This is a genomic window from Pseudofrankia sp. DC12 (assembly GCF_000966285.1).
In the GTDB taxonomy this organism is placed as follows: Bacteria; Actinomycetota; Actinomycetes; order Frankiales; family Frankiaceae; genus Pseudofrankia.
The window spans coordinates 5,084,430-5,106,291 of the sequence record NZ_KQ031391.1; the positions used below are offsets into that span (position 1 = coordinate 5,084,430).

Here is a 21,862-nt window from a genome sequence, read left to right on the forward strand (position 1 = left end):
CCCCGCGGGGGGGGCCCGCCACTACGCCGGGGCGCTTGACGTGGCCGACCCGCTCGTCAGCCCGCTGAACGGCTCGCTCGCCGGTCTGGCCCCGCTGACCGTGCTGTGCGGCACCCACGACGTCCTGCTGACCGACAGCCGGCGCCTCGCCGCCGGCGCCGCCGAGGCTGGCGTGGCGGTCGACTACCACGAGGCGCCCGGCCTCCCGCACTGCTACCCGCTGGCGCCCATCCCCGAGGCCGCCGCCGCGCGCACGGCCCTCGTCGCTGCCTGCCGCGCCGACCGCTGAGCCGCCACGGCGGCGGACCTCCCAGGTGGGCCGCTTGTATCGCCACCTGGGTTCGAGATATGAACTTATAGGTGATGATCGGGTGCGGTGCTCGAACGGTTGCCTTCAGGCCGGGCGGGGTGACACGCCGGGTTTAGAACCAGGTTTCCCTGCCAAGGCCCGGTTGGGCCGACCGCCGGGTGGCTTTCGGCGAGGCCATCTTCGTCGGGCCGGCCTCCACCCGTCCCGCTGACCGTGCCGAGCTCCCCGGGTCCGCGCTCGTCCAGAGCCCGGAGCCGGATCTCCGAGAAGAACCACACGCACTCGACGCTGAACCCGCTGGCGTCCTACCAGAAGCGGTTCACTCTCGACCAGATCATGAACGATGTCATGATCGCCTACCCGAACACGCGGCCGATGTGCTCGGCGAACTGCGATGGCGCGGCGGCGGCCGTCCTCGTGTCCGGCGCGAAGCTGAGGACGCTCTCGCTGGAGCAGCAGCGGCGCGCGGTGAAGATCTCGGCGTCGGTCCTGACGACGGACCCGTACGAGGAGGCCTGCCAGGTCCTGCCGAACATCAACACGCTGACCCGGCAGGCGGCGGCCCAGGCCTACGAGCAGGCCGGTATCGGCCCGGGCGAGCTCGACCTCGTCGAGCTGCACGACTGTTTCGCCACCGCCGAGCTGGTGCACTACGACAACCTGATGCTGTGCGAGCAGGGCGGCGCGGTCGACTTCTTCAACTCGGGGGCGACCTGGCGCGACGGCAGGACGCCCGTCAACGTCTCCGGCGGCCTGGAGTCGAAGGGCCACCCGATCGCGGCCACCGGGATCGCCAACGTCTGGGAGATCGCGACCCACCTGCGCGGCGAGGCCGGCGGCCGCCAGCTGCCGAACGCCAAGGTGGGCCTAGCCCACGTGATCGGCCTCGGGAACGCCTGCGGCGTCCACATCCTCGAGCGTGCCGCCGCCTGACCCCACGCACCCACGGCCGGCCGGAGTGCGCCCGCCGGCCGGGCTCCGGCCCGGCCGGCAGGCCCGGGACCTTCCGGAGGCCCGGCCAGGCGGCGCCTGCGGGCCGGCTCGTCGACAGATGTCATTGACAGTCGTCAGTCGAAAATGGTACATATCTACCCATGGTGCGGGTGCCGGAGAAGTCGCCCGGGCGTGAGGCGCAGCGGCTCGAGACGCGACAGCGCGTGTTCGATGCCGCGATAGCGGAGTTCAGGCGTTTGGGTATGGGCTACGCGGATATCGGCGCGATTGTCGCCGCCGCGGGCGTGGCGCGAAGCACGTTCTACTTCCACTTCCCGACGAAGGAACACGTCCTCGCGGCGCTGGAGCGCGGCGAGCAGGAGCAACTGGCTGCGGAGCTTGCCCAGTTCCTTGCCTCGCCTCGCCAGCTGCCGGATCTCCTGGGCGAGGTCGTCCGCCTGGTGACGGGTATCGAGCAGCGGCTCGGCGCGGTCCTCTTCCGGGATGTGCTCGCCTTCCACTTCTCCCCGACCCGTCCCCGCGACAGCGAGTGGACGTCGTATCCGATAGTGGTGCTCATGGTCGAGGCGCTCGAACGGGCGCGCGACCGCGGTGAGATCCACCCCGAGGCTGACCTGAGGCACAGCGCGTTCTTCTTCCTGCTCGGCCTGTACGCCATCCTGGCCGCTGTGCAGGGGCCTACGTCCGACCGCGCCACGATACTCGCCAACTTTGCCGCGACCGTGCTCCGCGGACTGGAGCCACGATGATTCAGACTTCACGGTGGCCGGCGTTGCCGTTGTCTCTCCGCCTGTCCTCGCTGCGCTCCTCCGGACCGATAAAGATGCTGCGTCCCAAGCGGCGCGGCCAACATGCACCCGATCATCTGGATGGGGCCCGCGGCAGAATGCGCGGCCGCCATCCATTTTTTGTTTCGGCCGTGCTACGGCGCGCCGCGGCGCGCCGTAGCACACCGCGCAGCCTCCCGCCCGCGGAGCGGGGCCGCCGTCTGTCGCGTCCTGACGGGCCCCGGGGGCCCGCGCCGGGAATCGCGGCGGCGCCGCCCGGGCCCAGCCGGGCCGCCGCTGGCCTGGGCCGCCAGCCGCGCAACACCGCGGGGTCTCCGCGATATCCGCTGGCTCCGCGCCTGCCTGTTCTCAGATCCGCGGCGCGATCTCCTGTAGAACGCCGGCCGCCGGCCCGCTTGCGCACGCGCGGCCGCGCGCCCCCGGCGCCGCCGCACTGTTCGATGTTCATCAGAACCCTCTCCGGCCGCCGGGCTTGCCCGGGCCCGATCGCCGCACCGAGCCGTCACCGCTGGACGGCACCACGATTTCGTGCCGCCGCGGCACCAGGCCGCACCGATGGATTCTTCTTCTCGCCGGACGTGGAGCCCGCGGACGATGCGAACCCTCCGTAGGAGGGCGTAACCCAGAACGTGGCACCCAGGGCCCGTCGACCCGCAGCACGTCGCTGTTGTCCTGGCGCGCGGCCCGACCCAATACGACCCGATATAGCGAGGTCCAGTCCGGCCGCCGCGCCGGCGCAATCCCGAGCAGCGACCCCCGCGGATCGCGCCTGTGCGCCGCGCCATGACGGCGCGGTTACCGTGAATATGTAGCGACGTTCCCGCAACACCAGGAAGACCGGAAACCAAGTACGGAACGGTCCTCTGCCTGAAGGCCCTCGCGACAGAAATACGGCCGGCCTGCCTGCGTCTCCGGCGCCGCCGGCGTGAATTGGCATGCCCTGCTCGGGCCAGGAAAAGACGTGGCCGCTCGTCCCTTCCGCGACGTGCGGCGCTTAGTTCTGCCCTGGTCTGGCCCAGGGAACAAGACTTGTATTCGTGTATTGACAGCGAGCCGTTCGGCCGTCACGCTCGGAATGTCTCCAGGCCGGCTCCGTGACGTCGTCGCGGGCCGCGCGGTGCCCGGTTGAACAGTGGGCTGCGGGCTGCGGGCTGCCCAATCAAGCGCGAAAGCGGGAGAACGCCGCTGCCTGATATGCCGCCTACCCGTTTCCAGCCGGCGGCGCACACCTCGACGATTGGAGCAGCCATGTCCGACAGCGCTTCCTCCGGTGAGACTTCCAGTGGCGGAGAAGAATCCAGCGGCCCTCGTTTAGGACCCAGCCCGCAGGTCACCAGGCGGGCCCTGTTCGGCGCGGCGGCAGCCGGCGTCGTCGCGGCGGGCCTGGGCGCCTCGGGACTGGGTGCCTCGCCCGCGCAGGCGGCGACGGCGTCGGCCGGGTCGGCGGCGGTGACCGAGGTGCGGGCACGGGCGGTCGTCGTCGGCTCCGGGTTCGGCGGCGGTGTCACCGCGCTGCGGCTGGCCCAGGCCGGTGTGCCGACTCTTCTCCTGGAACGCGGCCTTCGCTGGCCCACCGGGCCCAACGCGACGACCTTCCCGCGGATCACCCAGGGCCTCGACTACCGGGCCTTATGGCTGCCCCCGGCCGGGGCCGTCCCCTGGGCGCCGTACACGGGTCTGCTCGAGACGCTGCAGGGCAACGGCATGACCGTCAACGTCGGAGCGGCGGTCGGCGGCGGATCGCTCATGTACCACGGCATGACCCTGCAGCCCAGCCTCGTCAATTTCGCGCTGTCGCTGCCCCTGATGGCGGGCTTCTACCCGGAGCTGAACCAGTGGGCCTACCCGAGGGTCGCCTCGATGCTCGGCATCTCCACGATCCCGGACGACGTCCTGAACTCGGATCCCTACCGCTCGTCCCGGTTGTTCCTGAACACGGCGCCGAAGGCGGGACTGCAGACGTTCCGCGTACCGCTGCCAATCGACTGGTCGTTCGTCCGTGGCGAACTGAACGGCCAGTACGCCCCCACCTACACCACCAGCGATATCGGGTTCGGCGTCAACAACGGCGGCAAGCACTCGATCGACGTCACCTACCTGGCGGCGGCGGAGGCCACCGGAAAGGTACAGGTCCAGACGCTGCACGTCGTCCGTGACATCGCGCTGGACCCGAAGCAGCGCTGGGTGCTTTCCGTCGACCGTATCGATACGGCTGGAGTGGTCCAGGAGAAGAAGTCGATCGTCGCGGACGCGGTATTCCTCAATGCCGGGTCGGCCGGCACGACGCGTCTGCTGGTGAAGGCGAAGGCCAAGGGCCTCGTGCCCAACCTGCCCAGTGGCGTCGGCACCCAGTGGGGCAACAACGGTGACCAGATCTACGCCTGGACCCAGATGAACGATGACCCCGGGGCCCGGCAGGGCGGGCCGGCCTGCGTCGGCGGCCGTCCCGCCGTCAGCGCGATCCCGTACACCATCATCCACTCCGGATCGCCGATCCAGACGCCGGGCGTCCGGGAGATGCTCCTGGTGGGCTTCGGGATCGAGCAGCCCACCGGCACCTGGGCCTACGACGCGAACAAGGACGACGCGACGCTGACCTGGCGGTCGTCGGGAGACGCCGCCCTCCAGCAGCTCATCGCCAACCAGATGAAGGCCATCGCGCAGGCCGGCGGCGGGCAGGTGACCGACACCGACTCACCCGCACCGTCGACCTGGCACCCGTTGGGCGGAGTACCCATGGGCACGGCGGTCGACCTGTACGGGCGCGTTCTCGGCCACCGCGGCCTGTACGTGCTGGACGGCTCGCGGATTCCGGGGTCGACCGGGGCCTGCAACCCGTCGATGACGATCGCCGCCCTGGCGGAGCACAGCATCGCCACGATCGTCCGCCAGGACCTGGGGCCGGTCTTCTAGACCGACGCAGGACCGCCTTCGCGGCGACGAAGGGGCGGATCGCCGGCCGCCGAGCCCGGCGCAGTACCGGCACTGAGCGCTTCGATCGCGTGGACATCGTCCCGCTCGGTCGGGACGTGATCCACGCCGTGCACGGCGCCCGACGGGGCCGGCAGGCGCGGCCACGGCAACGAAGCCGTCGGCCGCGTTCTGCCCCCCCGCGGCGCCGATTGAGTGACCGTCCCGGCGACCGGGGCCGTCGCCTTGCCACGGATGGTCGCCCACCCCTGGGCTGACCGGCCCACAACACGTACGGGAGTGACGGGTGGAAGACAGTACCGCGTTCGTCGGCACCGGCCAGGCGGCCCAGGTGCCGAGCGAGAGCGCGCCGCGGGACCGGATCATCGCCGTGAGCCCGTTCGGCCGGCCGGACGCGAGGCTCGTCGCGGCAGCGTGCGCGGCCGGCGCGATGGGCGTGCTGGACCTCGGCCTCGACCCCGCCGAGGCCGCCGACGCGCTGCCGCTGACAGCACGGCTGAGCGCCTGCGCGTTCGGCGTGCGGATCACCGATCCGGGTGTCGTCGATCCCCAGGTGACCGCGCGGTGCCGCGAACGGATCGACACGGTCGTCCTTCCGGCCGCGCTGTTCGCCGACGCCTCGGCCGGGAGCGCGCTCGAGGTGCTGCTCACGACGTTGCACGGTGCCCGCGTCCTCGCCGAGGTGACGAGCGTGGCCGAGGCGGAGGCGGCCATCGTGGCCGGAGCGGACGGCGTGCTCGTACGCGGGAACGAGGGCGGCGGGCGGGTGAGCGAGCTCAGCTCGTTCGTCCTGCTGCAGCAGGTGCTGGGCGCGCCCGGCTGGCGAGGCGCTGACGGACAGGTCCGTCCCGTCTGGTGCTGGGGCGGGATAGGCGTACGTACGGCGGTGGCCGCCGTCGTCGGCGGAGCGGCCGGGGTGGTCCTGGACACCCAGCTTGGGCTCCTGCGTGAGGCGACTGCTCTCGGGCCGCTCCCCGGCGCGCTGCGCCGGCTCGACGGCACCGAGACGGTGGTGGCGGCCGGGTATCGGGTCTACCAGCCGCCGGCCGGCAGGCGGGCCGACGGCGACGCCGAGGACTGGCCGCCGGACACAGTCCGCGCGAGAGCCGGCCACGACGGTCACGACCGCCAGCTCCTGCCCGTGGGCCAGGACGCCTTCCTGGCCCGGGAGTTCGCCTCCCGGTACGGCACCGTCGCCCGCGCGCTGCGCGCGATCCGCGGCGCTCTCGACGCGTCGGCCCAGCCGGAGTCGGTCACGGCCGCGGACACCATGCTCTCGGCGCGTTCGCCGCTGTGCGCCGCCTGGGGGACGGCCCGGCCTGTCGCGCAGGGGCCGATGACCCGGGTGAGCGACCGGCCCGCCTTCGCCCGCCGTGTCGCCGAGGACGGGGCGCTGCCGTTCCTCGCGCTCGCGCTGGCGGACCGGGAGCAGTCGCGCCGGCTGCTGGCCGAGACCCGGGACCTGCTCGGCGAACGCCCGTGGGGAGTCGGCCTGCTCGGGTTCGCTCCCGAGGACCTGCGCGCCGCCCAGCTGGACGTGGTGCGTGAGGTCCGGCCGTCCCGGGTCATCATCGCCGGCGGCCGGCCCTCGCAGGCGGCCGAGCTGGACGCCGACGGCATCCCGACCCTGCTGCACGTCCCGTCGCCGGCCCTGCTCCGGCAGTACCTGGACGCGGGCTGTCGGCGCTTCGTTTTCGAGGGCTCCGAGTGCGGTGGCCACGTCGGCCCCCGCGCGAGCTTCCCGTTGTGGGAGGCGCAGATCGCGGTGCTGCTCGAACACCTCGACGCCGTAAGTTCCGCGCCGCCGGCCGCGCCGTCAGGCTCGGCGCGGGGAACCGAGCCGAGCGCGGGCGTCGAGGTGCTGTTCGCCGGCGGCGTGCACGACGCCCGTTCGGCGGCGATGGTGGCGGCGATGGCGAGCCCGCTGGCCGCACGGGGCGCCGGCGTCGGCCTGCTGATGGGGACCGCCTACCTCTTCACCGAGGAGGCCGTGAAACTCGGCGCGATCCAGGACGAGTTCCAGCGGCAGGCGCTGGGCGCCACCGGCACGGCACTGCTGCGGACCGGCCCCGGCCATGTCACCCGCTGCGTCACGAGCCCGTTCGTCGACCGGTTCCACGCGGCGCGCGACGACCTGCGCGCCCAGGGCGTGCCCGACCGGCAGGTCTGGGAGCGCCTGGAACAGCTCAACATCGGCCGGCTGCGAGTCGCCAGCAAAGGAGTGGAGCGGCGCGGTGAGGCGTTGCTCCCCGTCGACCGTGAGCGGCAGCGCGACGAGGGCCTGTTCATGGCCGGGCAGGTCGCCGTGCTGCGGTCCGCGACGACGACGCTGCGGGAGCTGCACGACAGCGTGACCGAAGGTGCGCGCCGGTTCCTGCGCGAACAGTCCGGCGCTTCCCGGCAGACCCGTGACCCCGCGGGCGCGCCGGTGAGAGCCGAGGCCGCGCCGCTGGACGTGGCCGTCATCGGCATGGCCTGTGTGCTGCCCGGCGCGCCCGACCTGGCGGCCTTCTGGTCCAACGTGGTTTCCGGCAAGGACGCGATCTCGCTGGTGCCCGCGGACCGGTGGGACCCCGAGATCTACTTCGAGGCCGACGGCGGCGCCGGTCCGAGCGGTGACCGGACCCCTTCGAAGTGGGGCGGATTCCTGCCCAGGATCTCCTTCGACCCGCTTCGCTATGGCATTCCGCCGGCGGCGCTGGCGAGCATCGAGCCGGTCCAGGCCCTCGCGCTCGAGACGGCGCGCCGGGCCCTGGAGGATGCCCGGCTCGACTCCGGCGACGTCGACCACGGGCGGACCGGCGTCGTCTTCGGCACCGAGACGAACAGCGACCTGTCGGCCGCCCTCACGTTGCGGGCCGTGCTGCCGTCGTACTACGGCGAGGTGCCGCCGGAGCTGGACGGCGTGCTTCCCCGTGTCACGCCGGAGACCTTCACCGGAATCCTCAGCAACATCATCGCCAGCCGTGTCTCCAACCGGCTCGACCTGGGCGGTCCCGCCTACGTCGTGGACGCCGCGTGCGCGTCGTCGCTCACCGCCCTGGACGCGGCCTGCAAGGAACTGCGGTCCGGCGGCGCCGACCTCATGATCTGCGGCGGCGCCGACCTGCACAACGGCGTCTTCGACTACCTGATGTTCTCCTCGGTTGGTGCCCTCTCGCCAACGGGCCGAGCCCGGCCTTTCGCCGCGGGAGCGGACGGCACGACCCTCGGCGAAGGTGTCGCCTGCGTCGTCCTGAAACGGCTCGCCGACGCCGAACGAGACGGCGACCGTGTCTATGCGGTGGTCAAGGCTCTTGGCTCGGCGAGCGACGGACGTTCCCTCGGGCTGACGGCACCCCGGCCGGAGGGCCAGCAGCGCGCGCTCGAGCGCGCCTACCGCGCGGCCGGTGTCTCGGCCGCCGACGTCGGGCTTGTCGAGGCGCATGGCACCGGGACCGTCGTCGGCGACCGCACCGAGCTCGAGACCCTCACCAAGGTGTTCAGCGCGGCGGGCGCGGCGCCGGGCAGCTGCGCGCTGGGGTCCGTCAAATCCCAGATCGGCCACACGAAGACGGCGTCCGGCCTGGCTGCCCTCGTCAAGACCTCGCTGGCGCTGCATCACGGAGTCCTGCCGCCGACGCTGCACGTCGACGAGCCCAATCCGGCCTGGGAGGAGGGCGTCAGCCCCTTCGTCCTTGCGGGGACCGCGCGGCCGTGGTCCCGGTCCGCGGCCGAACGGGTGGCCGGCGTGAGCGCCTTCGGCTTCGGTGGGGTGAACTACCACGCCGTCCTGACCGGGCACCCCAGATCGGTGGACGCCCGGCATGCCCTCGATCAGTGGCCCGCCGAGCTGCTGGTCTTCCGAGGCGCCGACCGCGCGGCCGCACTCGATCCCGTCAACGAGATGCGCGAGCTGCTGAGAGCGAACGACGCGGCGGGCCGGCCATGGCCGCTGCGCGACTTCGCCGCCACCGCGGCGCGCCAGGCCCAGACGCGGCGAGGCGACGTCCAGATCGCCGTCGTCGCGCGTGGCCTCGACGACCTCGCGCGCCTCCTGGAACGGGCGGCCCTGGGGGAGCCTGACCCAGGCGCGGGGCTGTTCCTGGCCCGCGACCGGCCGTGGTCAGACGGCCTTGGGCAGGGGGCAGGCGGCAAACTGGCGTTGCTCTTCCCCGGCCAGGGCAGCCAGCACCCGGGCATGCTGGCCGAGCTGTTTGTCGCGTTCCCCGAGCTGCGCGACTATCTGCGGCTCGGGGACGCCTGGCGGGACGCCATCTTCCCCGCGCCGGCGCCCGGCGGTACGGGCGCCGGCGCCGAGAGGGCGGCACGGCGCCTGCGGGATACCCGGGTCGCGCAGCCGGCGCTCGGGATCGCCGGCCTCGGGATGCACCACCTGCTGTCCCGCCTGGGACTGGCGCCCGACATGACCGCCGGCCACAGCTACGGGGAGCTGGTCGCGCTGTGCGCCGCCCGCGCGTACGACGCCGAGACCCTGCTTGCGCTGTCCGCCGCCCGCGGCGAGGCGATCGCCGCGGCCCTGGCCGGCCAGGGCGGCGCCGAGCAGACGGACCAGGGCGCCATGGCGGCCGTCCGGGCGCCCGTCTCGGCCGTGACCTCGGTGCTGGCTTCCGCCTCCCTCGCCGGGCAGGTGGTCGTCGCGAACCACAACGCCCCGGACCAGGTCGTGATCTCCGGTCCTACGGCGGCGGTCGAGGCGGCCATCGGGCTACTGCGGGCCGCTGGGCACAACGCGCTGCGGCTGCCCGTCGCCGGTGCCTTCCACAGCCCCCTGGTCGCCGGCGCTGCCGACCTGTTCGCCCGCGCACTCGCCGAGGCCCGCCTGGCGGATCCCAGGCTGCCGGTCTGGGCGAACCGCGGCGCCAGCCGCTACCCGGCGACGGCCGGCGGCGCCGCCGGCGACGCCGTCCGGGCCGAGCTCACGGCGCAGATAGCGGCGCCCGTGCGGTTCGCCGACCAGATCGAGGCGATGTACGGCGACGGGGCCCGCGTGTTCGTCGAGGCTGGCCCCAGCCGGGTGCTCACCGGTCTGGTCCGCTCGATCCTCGGCAGCCGGCCGCACCTGGCGGTCGCCTGCGACGGGCGCCGGGGCGGTCTGACCGGGTTCCTCGACGCCGTCGCCGAGCTCGCGGCCGCGGGCGTCGGGCTGCAGACCGACTGGCTGGTCAACGGCCGGCAGGCCGTGGACCGGACCGGCTCGGCCCCGCCCGCCCCGCCCAGGTGGAGCGTCGACGGGCGCAGCATCTGCTTGGCCGACGGGCAGCCGCTGCCCGGCGGCCTGCTGCCGGCACGCAGAGTGGACCACGCTGCCTCCCCGGCCGCCGTCGCTGCCTTCGCGGGACAGCCGCCTCCCGGAGCCGCGCTGACGGCCGTTTCCGGCGACGCCGCGACGCGGGACGCGCTGGTCGGCCAGTTCCTGCGGACCTCACGGGACAACCTGGCCGCGCAGCGCGACGTACTGCTTGCCTACCTCGGCGGTCCACCGGTGCCGGTGCCGGGGGCACCGGCACTCGCGAGCGCGGTCTCCTTGGCGGCCGCGCCCACCGAGACGGCTGGCATCCCCGCCCTGACGGCCGACACCTTCGAGGCGGTTCCCGTCACGCCCGGCCATGCGCGCAAGATCCCCTCCAGGGCGGCCGAGCCCGCCGCGACCGTGCCCGGGGCGGGCGTGGACGTGACGGCGGCCGTGATCGGGCTCATCGCCGAGGACACGGGCTACCCGACCGAGATGATCGAAATGGACCTCGACCTGGAGACCGATCTGTCGGTCAACTCGCTCAAGCGCACCGAGCTCGCTGGCCGCCTCGCCGAGCGCTTCGCCATTGCCCGCGGCGAAGCCGACCAGCTCAGCCGGCTGCGGACCGTCCGCGGGATCGCGCGCTGGCTCACCGAGCACAGCGCCATCGCGGACGCGGCGCGCCCGGGCGGCGTGCCCGGCCCGCTCGCCGAGCCGGCGGGCGCCACTGCCACTGCCACTGCCACTGCCGCGGACCGCCAGCGCGGCCGCGACCCGATGCGGCTGGTCTCGTCCTGGCAGCCCGCCCCAGCGCCCCCCGTCCCGGCCGACCTGACGGGCACGGCCTGGGTGGTCTTCGGCCGGGCACCCGACGTGCGCGCGGCCGAGGCCGTCGTGCGCCGGCTCACCGAGCTCGGCGCCGACGTACAGACCAGGACGACGGAGGACCTGGCCGACGCCGGCCCGGTGGCCGTCGACGGCGCGCTCTACCTGGCCGGCTGGGAAGACGACGCTGGGGAGCCGGAGCTGCCCGCAGCCTTCGGGGCCGTGCGCGCCGTCGTCGGTGAGCAGCTCCGGTGGCTGCTGGCCATCACCCCGGCCGGCGCGCCGCGCGCCGCCGGCCTGCGCGGCCTGTTCCGCACACTGCGCCGGGAGCGCCCGACGACGACCGTCAAGCTGGTGGAGGTCGCCGCGGGCGCGCGGCTGGCGCTTGCCGACATGGTCGCCGTCGAGCTGAACGAGCCTCCGGCGCGGGGCGAGGCCGTCGTCCGCCTCGGCGCGACCCGGGAAACCGAGCAGCTGGTGGAGGCAGCCCTGGGCCCGCTCGCGACGGTCGGCGCGGGACCCGCGGATGACGGCACGGCGGAGGCCGCCGCGCTCGGCCTGGACCGCGGCTCCGTCGTCGTCCTCGTCGGCGGAGCCCGAGGCATCACCGCTGGGTTCACGGCCCTGCTCGCGGGCGCTGCCCGCTGTCACCTGGAGCTGGCCGGCCGCACCCCAGCCCCGGCCGGCGAGGAGGAGCCCCGGCTGGCGGCGGCGCTCGACCGGCCCGCCGTGCTCGAAGCCGTCCGGGAGCTCGGGCACCGGACCCCGCGGGAAGCGAGTCGCGCCGCGGGGCAGGTGCTGGCTCAGCGCGAGATCAGGGCGACCCTCGCCGGCGTCGCGGCCCGGGGCGGCCAGGCGCGCTACCAGCAGCTCGACGTGCTGGACGCGGACGCCGTCCACCAGTTCGTCAAGCACGTGTTCGCCCGGCACGGCCGGATCGACGCGGTCATCTATGCCGCTGGTGTCATCGAGGACCGCCTCGTCGTCGACAAGGAACCAGAGTCGTTCCGGCGGGTCTTCGACACGAAGGTGGCCGGGGCGCGGGCGCTGCTGGCGGCGCTCCAGGAGCTGCCGGCCCCGCCACGCACGGTCGCGTTCTTCGGCAGCACCGCCGCCGCACTCGGCAACCGCGGCCAAAGCGACTACGCGGCCGCGAACGACGCGCTCGAGACGATCGGCTCGGCCTGGGGCCGCCGTACCGGGTCCCGCGTGCTGACCGTCCACTGGGGCCCATGGGCACCGGACGCTGACCATCCAGGGATGATCAGCGAGGACCTCGAACGGGACCTCGCCCGGCGCGGCGTGAGCCTGATCGACCCCGAGGCCGGGCACCGGAGCCTGCTGCGCGAGCTCGCCTGGGGACCACACGACATTTCCGGCGTCGTCTACACAGCCTCCCGGTGGTAGGGGTGCCTACCGGTCCGACGCGTTCGGCCTGGTCGTCCGCGCCAGCGCCTGCGCCCGGCTGGCGCCAGCCGCCGGTCGCCATCGTCGGCATGGCCGTGCTGCTGCCCGGTGCCCCTGATCTGGACACCTACTGGCGGAACCTGATCGGGGGGGTCGACGCGATCACCGAGGTCCCGCCCGGTCGCTGGGACCCGGCGTTCTACGACCCCGCCAGCGCGGCCGGGCCGGCCCGGGCCGACCAGATCTACTGCCGGCGCGGCGGCTTCGTGGACGACCTGGCCTACGCCGACCCGCTCCGGTTCGGCATCCCGCCGCGCGACCTGGCCAGCATCGAGCCCGACCAGCTCATCGCGCTGCAGGTCGCGTCGGCGGCGATCGAGGACGCCGGCGGCGCCGACCGCCTGGGCGATCCCGGCAAGGGCGGCGTTGTCCTCGGCCGCGGCGGGTACATCGGCGCCGGCATGGCCCGCCTCGACCAGCGCCTGCGCACGGCGCGCCAGCTCGTCGACACGCTGGGAACCCTGCTGCCGACGCTCGGCCAGGAGGATCTCGACCAGATCCGCGCCGCCTTCACCGAGCAGCTCGGACCGGAGGCGCCCGCCGCGGCGATGGGCGTGGTGCCGAACCTGGTGGCGTCCCGGATCGCGGCCAGGCTCGGCTTCGGCGGGCCCGCGTTCACCGTCGACGCCGCCTGCGCGTCCTCACTGGTCGCGGTGGACAGCGCCGTGGCCGAGCTGGCCTCGGGCCGCTGTGACACGGTGCTCGCCGGCGGGGTCCACCACTGTCACGACATCACCCTGTGGAGCGTGTTCTCCCAGCTCCGCGCCCTGTCGAGGACACAGCGCATCAGGCCGTTCGACCGGCGCGCCGACGGCATCCTGATCGGCGAGGGCACGGGAGTCGTCGTTCTCCGGCGGCTGGCGGACGCCTACCGCGATGGCAACCGGGTCTACGCGGTGATCCGCGGGGCCGGAGTGTCCAGCGACGGCCGCGGCGGCAGTCTGGTCCATCCGGATCCGGCCGGCCAGGCAGTGGCCATCGAACGGGCGTGGCGCTCGGCCGGCCTCGACCCCCGCGAACCCGGCTCGGTCGGCATGATCGAGGCGCACGGCACCGGCACGCCGGCCGGTGACGAGGCCGAGCTGACGACGCTGGCCCAGGTCTTCGGGAGCGGCGCCGGGAGCGGCGCCGGCCCATCCTCGGGGGACACCCGGGCCGCCGCGCTCGGCTCGGTCAAGGCGATGATCGGGCACACGATGGCCGCCGCCGGCGTCGCCGGACTGGTGAAGGCGGCTCTGGCGCTGCACCACAAGGTCCTGCTACCGGCGGTGAACTGCGACGAGCCTCATCCGGCGATCGCCGCGACCCGGTTCCGCCCGCTGCCCGCCCCGGTCCCCTGGGAGGCGAGCGGGCCTCGCCGCGCGGGCGTCAACGCCTTCGGGTTCGGCGGCACGAACGCGCACATCCTGCTCGAGGAGGCCGCGGCCACCGGCTCGCCGCACGCCACGCCGCCGGTTCCCGGCGTGCCGGTGGCGGCGGCCGCGGCAGCGGTGCCCGGCGCGCCGGCGCCCGCTGAGCCGACAGTGGACCAGGCCCACGCGCCGCGGCTGACGGTGGCCGAGCCAGAGCTGGTGCTGCGGCTCGCGGCGGCGACCCCGGACGAGCTGGGCGCGCTGCTCGAGGTCGACGACGCGGCGTTGCGGACCGCCGCGGCCGGCTCGCCCGCCCCGGCCGCCGTCGGCGCGCGGCTTGGCCTGGTGAATCCGACCGGACGGCGACTCGCGGCCGCGAGGCATGCTGTCGGCGGAATCCGCCTGGGGGCGTGGCGGGCGTGGCGCGGCCGCGGTGAGGTCTGGGCCAGCGCCGAGCCGCTGCTCGCCGGGCCGGTGCCGGGCCGGATCGCCTTCGTGTTCCCCGGGCTGGAAGCGGAGTTCTCCCCCCAGCTCGACGACGTCGGCCGGCACTTCGGTTTCTGCCTGCCCGCGAAGCTGTCGGCGGCCGACCTCGGCAGCCACGGCACCAGCGTCCTGCTGGTGAGCCGCGTGCTCGACCGGACGCTGCGGCGGATGCGGATCGAGCCCGACGCGCTGGCCGGGCACAGCATCGGCGAGTGGAGCGCGATGTTCGCCGCGGGAATGTTCGACGAGGACGAGGTCGACGCCAGCGTCTTCGCCGCCGACCCCTACGGCGGCGACGTACCCGACCTCGACTACGCGTCGCTGGCCTGTTCGAGCGACCAGGCCAGGCTGTTCCTCGCCGACCAGCCGGACATCGTCCTGTCGCACGACAACGCGCCGCAGAGCACGGTCGTCTGCGGACCGCCCGGCGCGATCGCGGACCTGGCCGCGCGGCTGCGCCGCGAGAACGTGGTCGTCCAGATCATGCCGTTCCGGTCCGGGTTCCACACCCCGATGCTGCGGCCACACCTGCCGGCTCTCCGGGCGCGGACCGACCGGCTCCGGCTGCGGCGGCCCGCGCGGGTCGAGCTGTGGTCGGCGACGACGGCCTCGCGGTACCCGTCCGGTCTGGCGGCCATCCGCGAGCTGTTCGTCCGCCACCTCGTCGAGCCGGTGCTGTTCCGCCAGACCGTCGAGGCCATGTACGCGGCGGGTGTCCGGGTGTTCATCCAGGTCGGGCCCGGCCGGCTCGGCGGCCTCGTCGACGGCGTCCTCGAGGGCGCCCCGCACCTGACGATCGCGGCGAACTCCGCCCACCGGGACGGACTTGGCCAGCTGCGCCGGCTCGCGGTAGCGCTGTGGGCCGAGAACGGCGACCCCGACTTCGCGGTGCTCGACGGGCCCCGCGCCCAGCCTGCCTCTTCGGCCGCGGAGCCGGCCGGGCCGGATGGCGCGGGCACCGGGAGCCGCCCGAACCGCCTGGTCCGGCTGGACCTGAGCGCGGGCACGGTGGCCATCGACCCGGCCCGGCTGCCCCGGATCGCGCCCGCTGGCGTCGGTTGGGCCCGGCCTGGCCTTTCGCAGGGTGACGACGCCACCCCGGTCCCGCGGCCCTTGGCCGGGCAGCCGGCGGGCCGGGCCGCTGCGCCCGGCCACCCGCTGGCTGGACATCCGCTCGTGGCGTGGGCCGAGCGGAACCCGGTGGCCGGAGAGCTGATGGCGCTGCTGACGGAGACTGCCGACACTGCCGCGGCCGTGCTGACCCGCGCGGGCGAGGCCGACACCGCCAGGGGCCCGGTCGGCGGCCTGCGCGAGGATCCCACGGGACCAGGCTGGACGGCGACTCTGCGCGTATCGACGGCGACGATGCCGTACCTGCTCGACCACGCGCTGACGCCGCAGCCGCCTGACTGGCCGGACCTCGCGGACCGGCGCCCGGTGGTGGCCGCGACGACCACGGTCCAGCTCATGGCGGACCTCGCGCGGGAGGCCTCGGGCCGGATCCCGGTCGGCGTCTACGACGTCCGCCTCGAGAGCTGGCTGCCGGCCGAGCCCGCGACCGACGTGGCCGTCCTGGTGCGGCCCGAGGGGCGCGACCGGTTCCGGATCACCTTCGTCGGCTTCGCCACCGCCCTCGTCCGCGTCGCCGACAGCTATCCGGCCGGCCGGCCGCCGCGGTGGCCCGTCGACCTCGACACCGAGCAGCCGCCGATCCTGACCGGCCGGGAGTTCTACCGGGAACGGTGGATGTTCCACGGGCCCGCCTTCCAGGGCGTGACCGCGTTTCTCGGGCACGGGCCGTCCCATGTCCGGGGCGTCCTGCGGACGTCCGGCGCGCCGGGAGCGCTGCTGGACGCCGCGGGCCAGCTCCTCGGCTACTGGCTGCGATCGCGGGAGAACGACCGCTTCGTGATGTTCCCGGTCCGCATCGGGATGACGGAGTTCTTCGGCCCGGAACCGCCGCCCGGGGCCGCGGTCACCTGCCACGCCTGGGTCGAGAAGTTCGACAGCGAGTGGGCTGAGGCGCACCTGCAGCTCGTCGACGGCCATCAGGTCTGGGCGGTCGTGCACGGCTGGGTGGACCGGCGGTTCGACCTGCCGGCGGAGCTCGACGAGGCGTTCCGCTGGCCGCAGCGGCACCCCTTCAGCCGGGTCGTCGCCGACGGCTGGGTCCTGGCCACCGAACGCTGGTCCGACCTGGCTGTCCGCGAGATGGTGCTCAGCCGGTACGTCGGCGCGGCCGAGCGGGCCGAGTACGAGACGACGCCGCCAGCGGCCCGCCGCGAATGGCTGCTGCGACGGATCGCGATCAAGGACGCGGTGCGTACCCAGCTGTGGGGACCGCGGTCCCCGGAGATCTTCCCGGTGCAGATCCGGGTGGCGGACCCGTTCGGGCAGTGTCACGTGAGCCCCGGTGCCGCGCCCCAGGTGGCCGTCTCCGGCGTTCGGGGATTCGTGCTGCCGCCGGTTGCCCTCTCGGTCGCGAGCACCCCGGACGTGGCTGTGGCGTGCGCGCGCCTGGTCACCGGGCCCGGCCTGCCCCGGCCGCCGGCGCAGGTCAGCCTCGTCGTCGAGCCGGCCGGGCTCGATGCCGGCCCAGCGGGGCCGGAACCACCGGTCAGTGCCGATCCGGGCGGCCCCTGGTGGCATCGCCGCCTCGCGGCGGCGAGACAGGCGGTGGCCCGGGCGTCCGGGGCCGACGCGTCCCGGACCCGGATCGCTGGCGCGTCCCGGCTGGCTTCCGACCCGCGGGTCCTGACGGTGTCCGTGACCGTGCCCGCGGCCGGCGAGCTCGCCGTGGCGGCCCAGCACACGGTGATCTGCGCAGAGGCCGCTATCTGCCGGCCCGGCGGCGCGGGGGCCGGCGACGGCGGTCGGCGGATCGTCGCCTGGACCACGAATGAGCCCGAGATTTCCGACGAGACACCGACGACCCTGATGGGAGTTCATGGATGACCGCGTCCGCCAGCCAGACCAGCTCCGTCCTGGCCGAAACCAACAGCCTGATCAACGAGATCGTGCGCAAGTACGGCTCCCCGCCCGTCCAGGTGACCATGGACACGCTGTTTCACGCTGACCTCGAGCTGGAGAGCATCGATCTGGTGACGCTCGGCGTCATGCTGGCCGGCCGGTACGGCGACCAGGTGAGCATGGCCGAGTTCCTGGCCGAGAAGGAGCTTGGCGAAGTGATCGCGTTGCGCGTTGGCGAGCTGGTCGACTACGTCGTGTCCCGGCTGCCGCTGCCGGCCAGTGCCGACTGACGATCATGCCGACTATCCATGTCAACGACACCGACATCCACTACCTGTACATGCGCGGCAAGGCGTCGGACGGCCCCGCTCCGATGCTCGTCTGCATCCATGGCCTCGGCACTGACAGCCTCGCCAGCTTCTACCTGACGCTCGCCGCGCCGCTGTCCGCGGCCGGCGTCGACATGCTGTTCTACGACCTGCGCGGGCACGGCAACAGCTCACGGCCTACCAGCGGGTACCGGGTGGCGGACTTCGTCGCGGACCTCGGCGGCCTGCTGACCGCGCTCGGCATCGCGCGACCGGTCCATCTGGTCGGCAACAGCTTCGGCGGCACCGTCGCCTTCGCTTTCGCCGCCGAGCATCCGGAGAAGGCGGCCAGCCTTGTGGTGATCGAGTCGGAGCCGCCGACCGAACAATGGGCGCAGCGGGTGGGGGAGCTGCTGAGGAACACCCAACAGGAGCTGTCCCGCGAGGAGACGTTCCAGCAGATCGCGGTGTTGTTCGGCGACCACCACGCCAGGCTGTCGCGGCAGGCCTACCGGCGGCTGGCGGAGACCTCGATGGCGGAGGAGATCCCGAGCGGGCCGCTGCTGGATCTCGTGGACCTGAGCCGGATCACGATGCCTGTTCTGAGCGTCGTGGGCAGCGACGGCTTCCAGGCCGAGGACCCATATCTGCTCGAGGGCGTGCTGCCCGACTGCCGGACCGTCGTGATCCAGGACCAGGACCATTCCGTCCTCGTCGAGGCCCACCGCCAGGTACGCGACCTGCTGCTCGACTGGATCTTCCGAAAGCCCGTTGCCACGGCGGCATCGCGGGACCTTCGATGACCACATTCCTGTTCGTGGTGCCGCCACTGACTGGACATATCGCGCCGTTGGCCGCGGTCGCCGAACGGCTGGGGGAGCTCGGCCACCGGGTCGCCTGGTCCGGCGAGCCCGCCCTGATCGGGAAGCTGGCCGGCGAGGACGCGCAGGTGTACCCCTGCTCGTCCGGCCCGGCCGACCTCCCCGAGCGCGGCGCGGGGCTGCGCGGCTACGCCGCCGTCCGGTTCCTCTGGGAGGAGTTCCTCATCCCGCTCGCCGACGCCACCCACGAGGCGGTCGGAGACGCGGCCCAGCAGACCGGCGCCGACCTGGTCGTCGCCGACATGCAGGCGCTGGCCGGCCCCGTCGCGGCGGCACGCCTCGGCCTGCCATGGGTCACGTCCGCCACGACGTCAGGATCGCTGCGCGACCCGTTCGCCGCGACACCCAAGGTCCGGCGGTGGCTCGACACGCTGCTCGCGGACCTGATCGGGCGCCTGTGCCCGGACGCCGTCCCCCCGCTGACGCCGGCGACGCTGGACCGTTCCCCGCACCTGGTCCTCGCCTTCACCACCGAGGCGCTCGCCGGCCCGGCGGACCCGGCGGGGCCGCCCACCTTGTGGGCGGGACCCGCGCTGCGTCAGCCCGACGCCGCGCGCGCCTCGTTCGCAGCCGACCTGGGCGAGCTGTTCCCGCCGGCGTGGCGCGACCCGTCGCGGCCGCTGGTGGTCGTTAGCCTCGGCACCGTCAACAACGAGGCTGGCGCCGATTTCCTGCGTACCTGCTGCGAGGCACTGCAGCGGCTCGGCGCGTCCGTCCAGGGCTTCGTGGCCGACCCGCTGGGGGCGCTCGGGCCGGTGCCCGGGAACGTTCTCACCAGGCCGTACCTGCCGATGCTCCGGCTGCTGCCGCACGCCGCCGCCGTTGTCTGCCACGCAGGCCACAACACGGTGTGCGAGGCACTCGCGCACGATCTCCCGCTGGTCGTCGCACCGATCCGGGACGACCAGCCGGTGGTCGCCCAGCAGGTCGTCGATGCCGGAGCGGGCGTGCGGCTCAGCTTCGGCCGGGCCACCCCCGGCCTGGTGACTGCCGCGGTCACCGACGTGATCGCCGACCCCCGGTACAGCCAGGCCGCGCGTCGGGTCGGCTCCTCGTTCCGGGCCGCCGGGGGTGCCACCGCCGCGGCCGCCGCCTTGGTGACGCTGGCCGAGGAGCAGGGGAAGTGAGCGGGGCCGGTGGCCCTGGAGCCGCCCCCTCCGGCCGGCCTGGCGGCTCCGCCGGCCTGATCCTGCGGTACACCTCCGGCCTGCGGCTGCGTCTCGTGGCCGGCGGCGCGCTGATCCTCGCCGGCACCGCGCTGTCGCTGGCCCAGCCGCTCATCGCGCAGCGAATCCTTGATCGGCTCGTCCGGGACGAGCCGATCAACAGACTGCTGCTCGTCCTGGCCGGCGCCGTCGTGCTGGGGACCGCCCTGGCAGCCGGCGGCTACTTCATCGTCGAGTCCGTCGGCGAGTCGGTCGTGCGCTCGGTGCGCAGACACCTCGTCGCCCGCATCCTGGCCCTGAGACCGGCCGTTGCCGACGAGGTCGAGCCCGGCGACCTGCTGTCCCGGCTGGTCGCGGACACGACCCTGCTGCGGCAGGTGACCACCCAGGCGATGGTCACGTCGATCATCGCGTCGCTCGCGCTTGTCGGGTCGCTGGTGCTCATGGGTCTGATCGACTATGTGCTGCTCGCCGTGACGGTGGCCGCCGTCACGACGATGACTGTCGCGGTGCGCTGGTCCGCCGCGAGGATTGGGCGGGCCACAGGCAGGGCGCAGGAAGCTGTGGGCCACATGGCGATGCTGCTCGATCGCGACCTCGGGGCCTTCCGGACGGTGAAGGCCGCGGGCGCAGAGGAGCACGAGCTCGGTCTTCTGGCCGGCGCGGCGGACACCGCCTGGCGCCGTGGCCTGCGGGTCGCGGGATGGCAGGCGGCCAGCGGTGCGTCGGCCAGCCTCATGATGCAGACGTCGTTTCTCGCCGTGCTCGGGGTGGGGGGCGCCCGGGTCGCCTCGGGGCAGCTGCCACTCGCGGATCTGATCGCGTACCTGCTCTACATGTTCTTCCTGACCCAGCCGGTCACGACCCTGGCCGGCGCCTGGGGCCAGTTCAAAGCCGGTAGTGCCGCCGCTGAGCGCATCCAGGCGGTGCTCGACCTCGCCGTCGAACCCATCGACGTTCCCCGGCCATGTGCCGGCCGCCGAGGCGACAGTGCGCCGAAGGCCGGGGCGCGGGGCGCCGGCGATCCGCGCACGTACCGACTGGACCGGCTGGACCGGCTGGACCGGCTGGACCGGCTGGACCGGCTGGACCGGCCGGGCGGCGCCACCGTGGCCTTCCAGCAGGTGGTGTTCGGATACCGGCCTGGCCTTCCCGCCGTCCACCGGAATGTGACCTTCACGGTCCCGCGGGGTGGCGTGACCGCGGTCGTCGGACCGTCCGGGGCTGGCAAGACCAGCCTGTTCGCGCTGCTCGAGCGCTTCTACGAGGCGTGGTCGGGGCGGGTGCTCGTCGACGGCCGCGACGTCGCTGACTGGCCGTTGGCCGAGCTGCGCCGCTCGATCGGCTACGTGGAGCAGGAGTCGGCGGTCCTCGCCGGCACGCTGCGGGAGAACCTGACCCTCGGCCTCGCCGGCGTCGGCGACGACCAGCTGTGGGAGATCGTCGGGCTTGCGCGGCTCGGCGACGTCGTCGACGCGCTGCCCGGCGGCCTCGACGGCTGGATCGGACACCGCGGCGGCACGCTGTCCGGCGGCCAGCGGCAGCGGATCGCGATTGGCCGGGCGCTGTTGCGCCAGCCCCGGCTGCTCCTGATGGACGAGGCGACCTCGGCGCTGGACGCGGCCAACGAGGCGGCGCTGCGCGACACCCTCGTGGTCGCTTCGAGGTCCACCACCGTGATCGTCATCGCCCACCGGCTGTCCACCGTCATTGACGCCCGCCAGATCGTCGTCATGGAGTCTGGGCGGGTCCGCGCGGTCGGCACCCATGACGAGCTCCTGCGTGGCGACGAGCTGTACCGGGAGCTGGCAACTACGCAGTTCCTCGCTCCGGCCGGCCCCGAGACGGGGCTCCAACGCTCCGAAGCCGGCCGTTGACCTCGAGCCCCACGGCCAGGGCGGTCGTCGTGGCAGGCGTCCTACCGCCCTGTCGGCCACTGGTCGAGCACCACGCCGGACGCGGCCGAGCGCGGGCCGTCGGCTCGCGCCGGGCCGTCGGCCCGGCACGGGCCGTTCTCGCGGCCCGGACGCAGGCTCAACGAGCCGCGGGCTGCAGGGCGGCCACATTCCCGGCGGCGGCCGCCATCGTCACCGAGGCGTGCTGCCAGGCCACGGCCCCACCTGCCGGCGAACAGCCGGTACTCCGGCCGTAGGACAAGCGGAATCCGCCACGCGGCTCTTCCTCGAAC

Annotated in this window: 9 protein-coding genes and 1 pseudogene; all 10 read left to right on the forward strand. The window is 73.9% G+C overall.

From position 1 onward, the window contains the following. Nucleotides 1–289, forward strand: a 289-nt coding sequence (locus FRADC12_RS20375) for an alpha/beta hydrolase fold domain-containing protein (protein WP_157489155.1), incomplete at its 5' end; no start/stop codon positions are given. Between the two features lie 273 nt (nt 290–562). Then, nucleotides 563–1,243 (forward strand): annotated as a pseudogene (locus tag FRADC12_RS20380) (thiolase C-terminal domain-containing protein); the annotation flags it as partial. Nucleotides 1,244–1,404: 161 nt separating this feature from the next. After that, nucleotides 1,405–2,013 carry a TetR family transcriptional regulator gene (locus tag FRADC12_RS20385; protein ID WP_045877835.1) on the forward strand — a complete coding sequence of 203 codons (609 nt, stop codon included), beginning with the start codon at nt 1,405–1,407 and terminating at the stop codon, nt 2,011–2,013. Between the two features lie 1,287 nt (nt 2,014–3,300). Continuing rightward, entirely contained in the window at nt 3,301–4,965 is a 1,665-nt protein-coding gene (locus FRADC12_RS20390) for a GMC oxidoreductase (protein WP_045877836.1), read from the forward strand. Nucleotides 4,966–5,269: 304 nt separating this feature from the next. Then, a complete protein-coding gene (locus tag FRADC12_RS20395; RefSeq protein ID WP_232303920.1) occupies nt 5,270–12,451 on the forward strand; it encodes a type I polyketide synthase in 7,182 nt (2,393 codons plus the stop codon). Nucleotides 12,452–12,453: 2 nt separating this feature from the next. Then, nucleotides 12,454–17,304, forward strand: a complete 4,851-nt coding sequence (locus FRADC12_RS20400; protein WP_232303921.1) for a type I polyketide synthase — start codon at nt 12,454–12,456, stop codon at nt 17,302–17,304. After that, entirely contained in the window at nt 17,301–17,609 is a 309-nt protein-coding gene (locus FRADC12_RS20405; RefSeq protein ID WP_045877837.1) for an acyl carrier protein, read from the forward strand. The genes FRADC12_RS20400 and FRADC12_RS20405 overlap by 4 nt, the downstream gene beginning before the upstream one ends. Before the next feature lie 5 nt (nt 17,610–17,614). Next, the gene (locus tag FRADC12_RS20410) at nt 17,615–18,430 is read left to right on the forward strand and encodes an alpha/beta fold hydrolase (RefSeq protein WP_052711044.1); all 816 of its coding nucleotides are present in this window, start codon (nt 17,615–17,617) and stop codon (nt 18,428–18,430) included. Beyond that, nucleotides 18,427–19,635, forward strand: coding sequence for a glycosyltransferase (locus FRADC12_RS20415; RefSeq protein ID WP_045877838.1), 1,209 nt, complete (start codon nt 18,427–18,429; stop codon nt 19,633–19,635). Before FRADC12_RS20410 ends, FRADC12_RS20415 begins: the two co-directional genes overlap by 4 nt. Further along, nucleotides 19,632–21,551, forward strand: a complete 1,920-nt coding sequence (locus FRADC12_RS20420) for an ABC transporter ATP-binding protein (protein ID WP_045877839.1) — start codon at nt 19,632–19,634, stop codon at nt 21,549–21,551. The genes FRADC12_RS20415 and FRADC12_RS20420 overlap by 4 nt, the downstream gene beginning before the upstream one ends. The last annotated feature ends 311 nt before the right edge of the window (nt 21,552–21,862 follow it).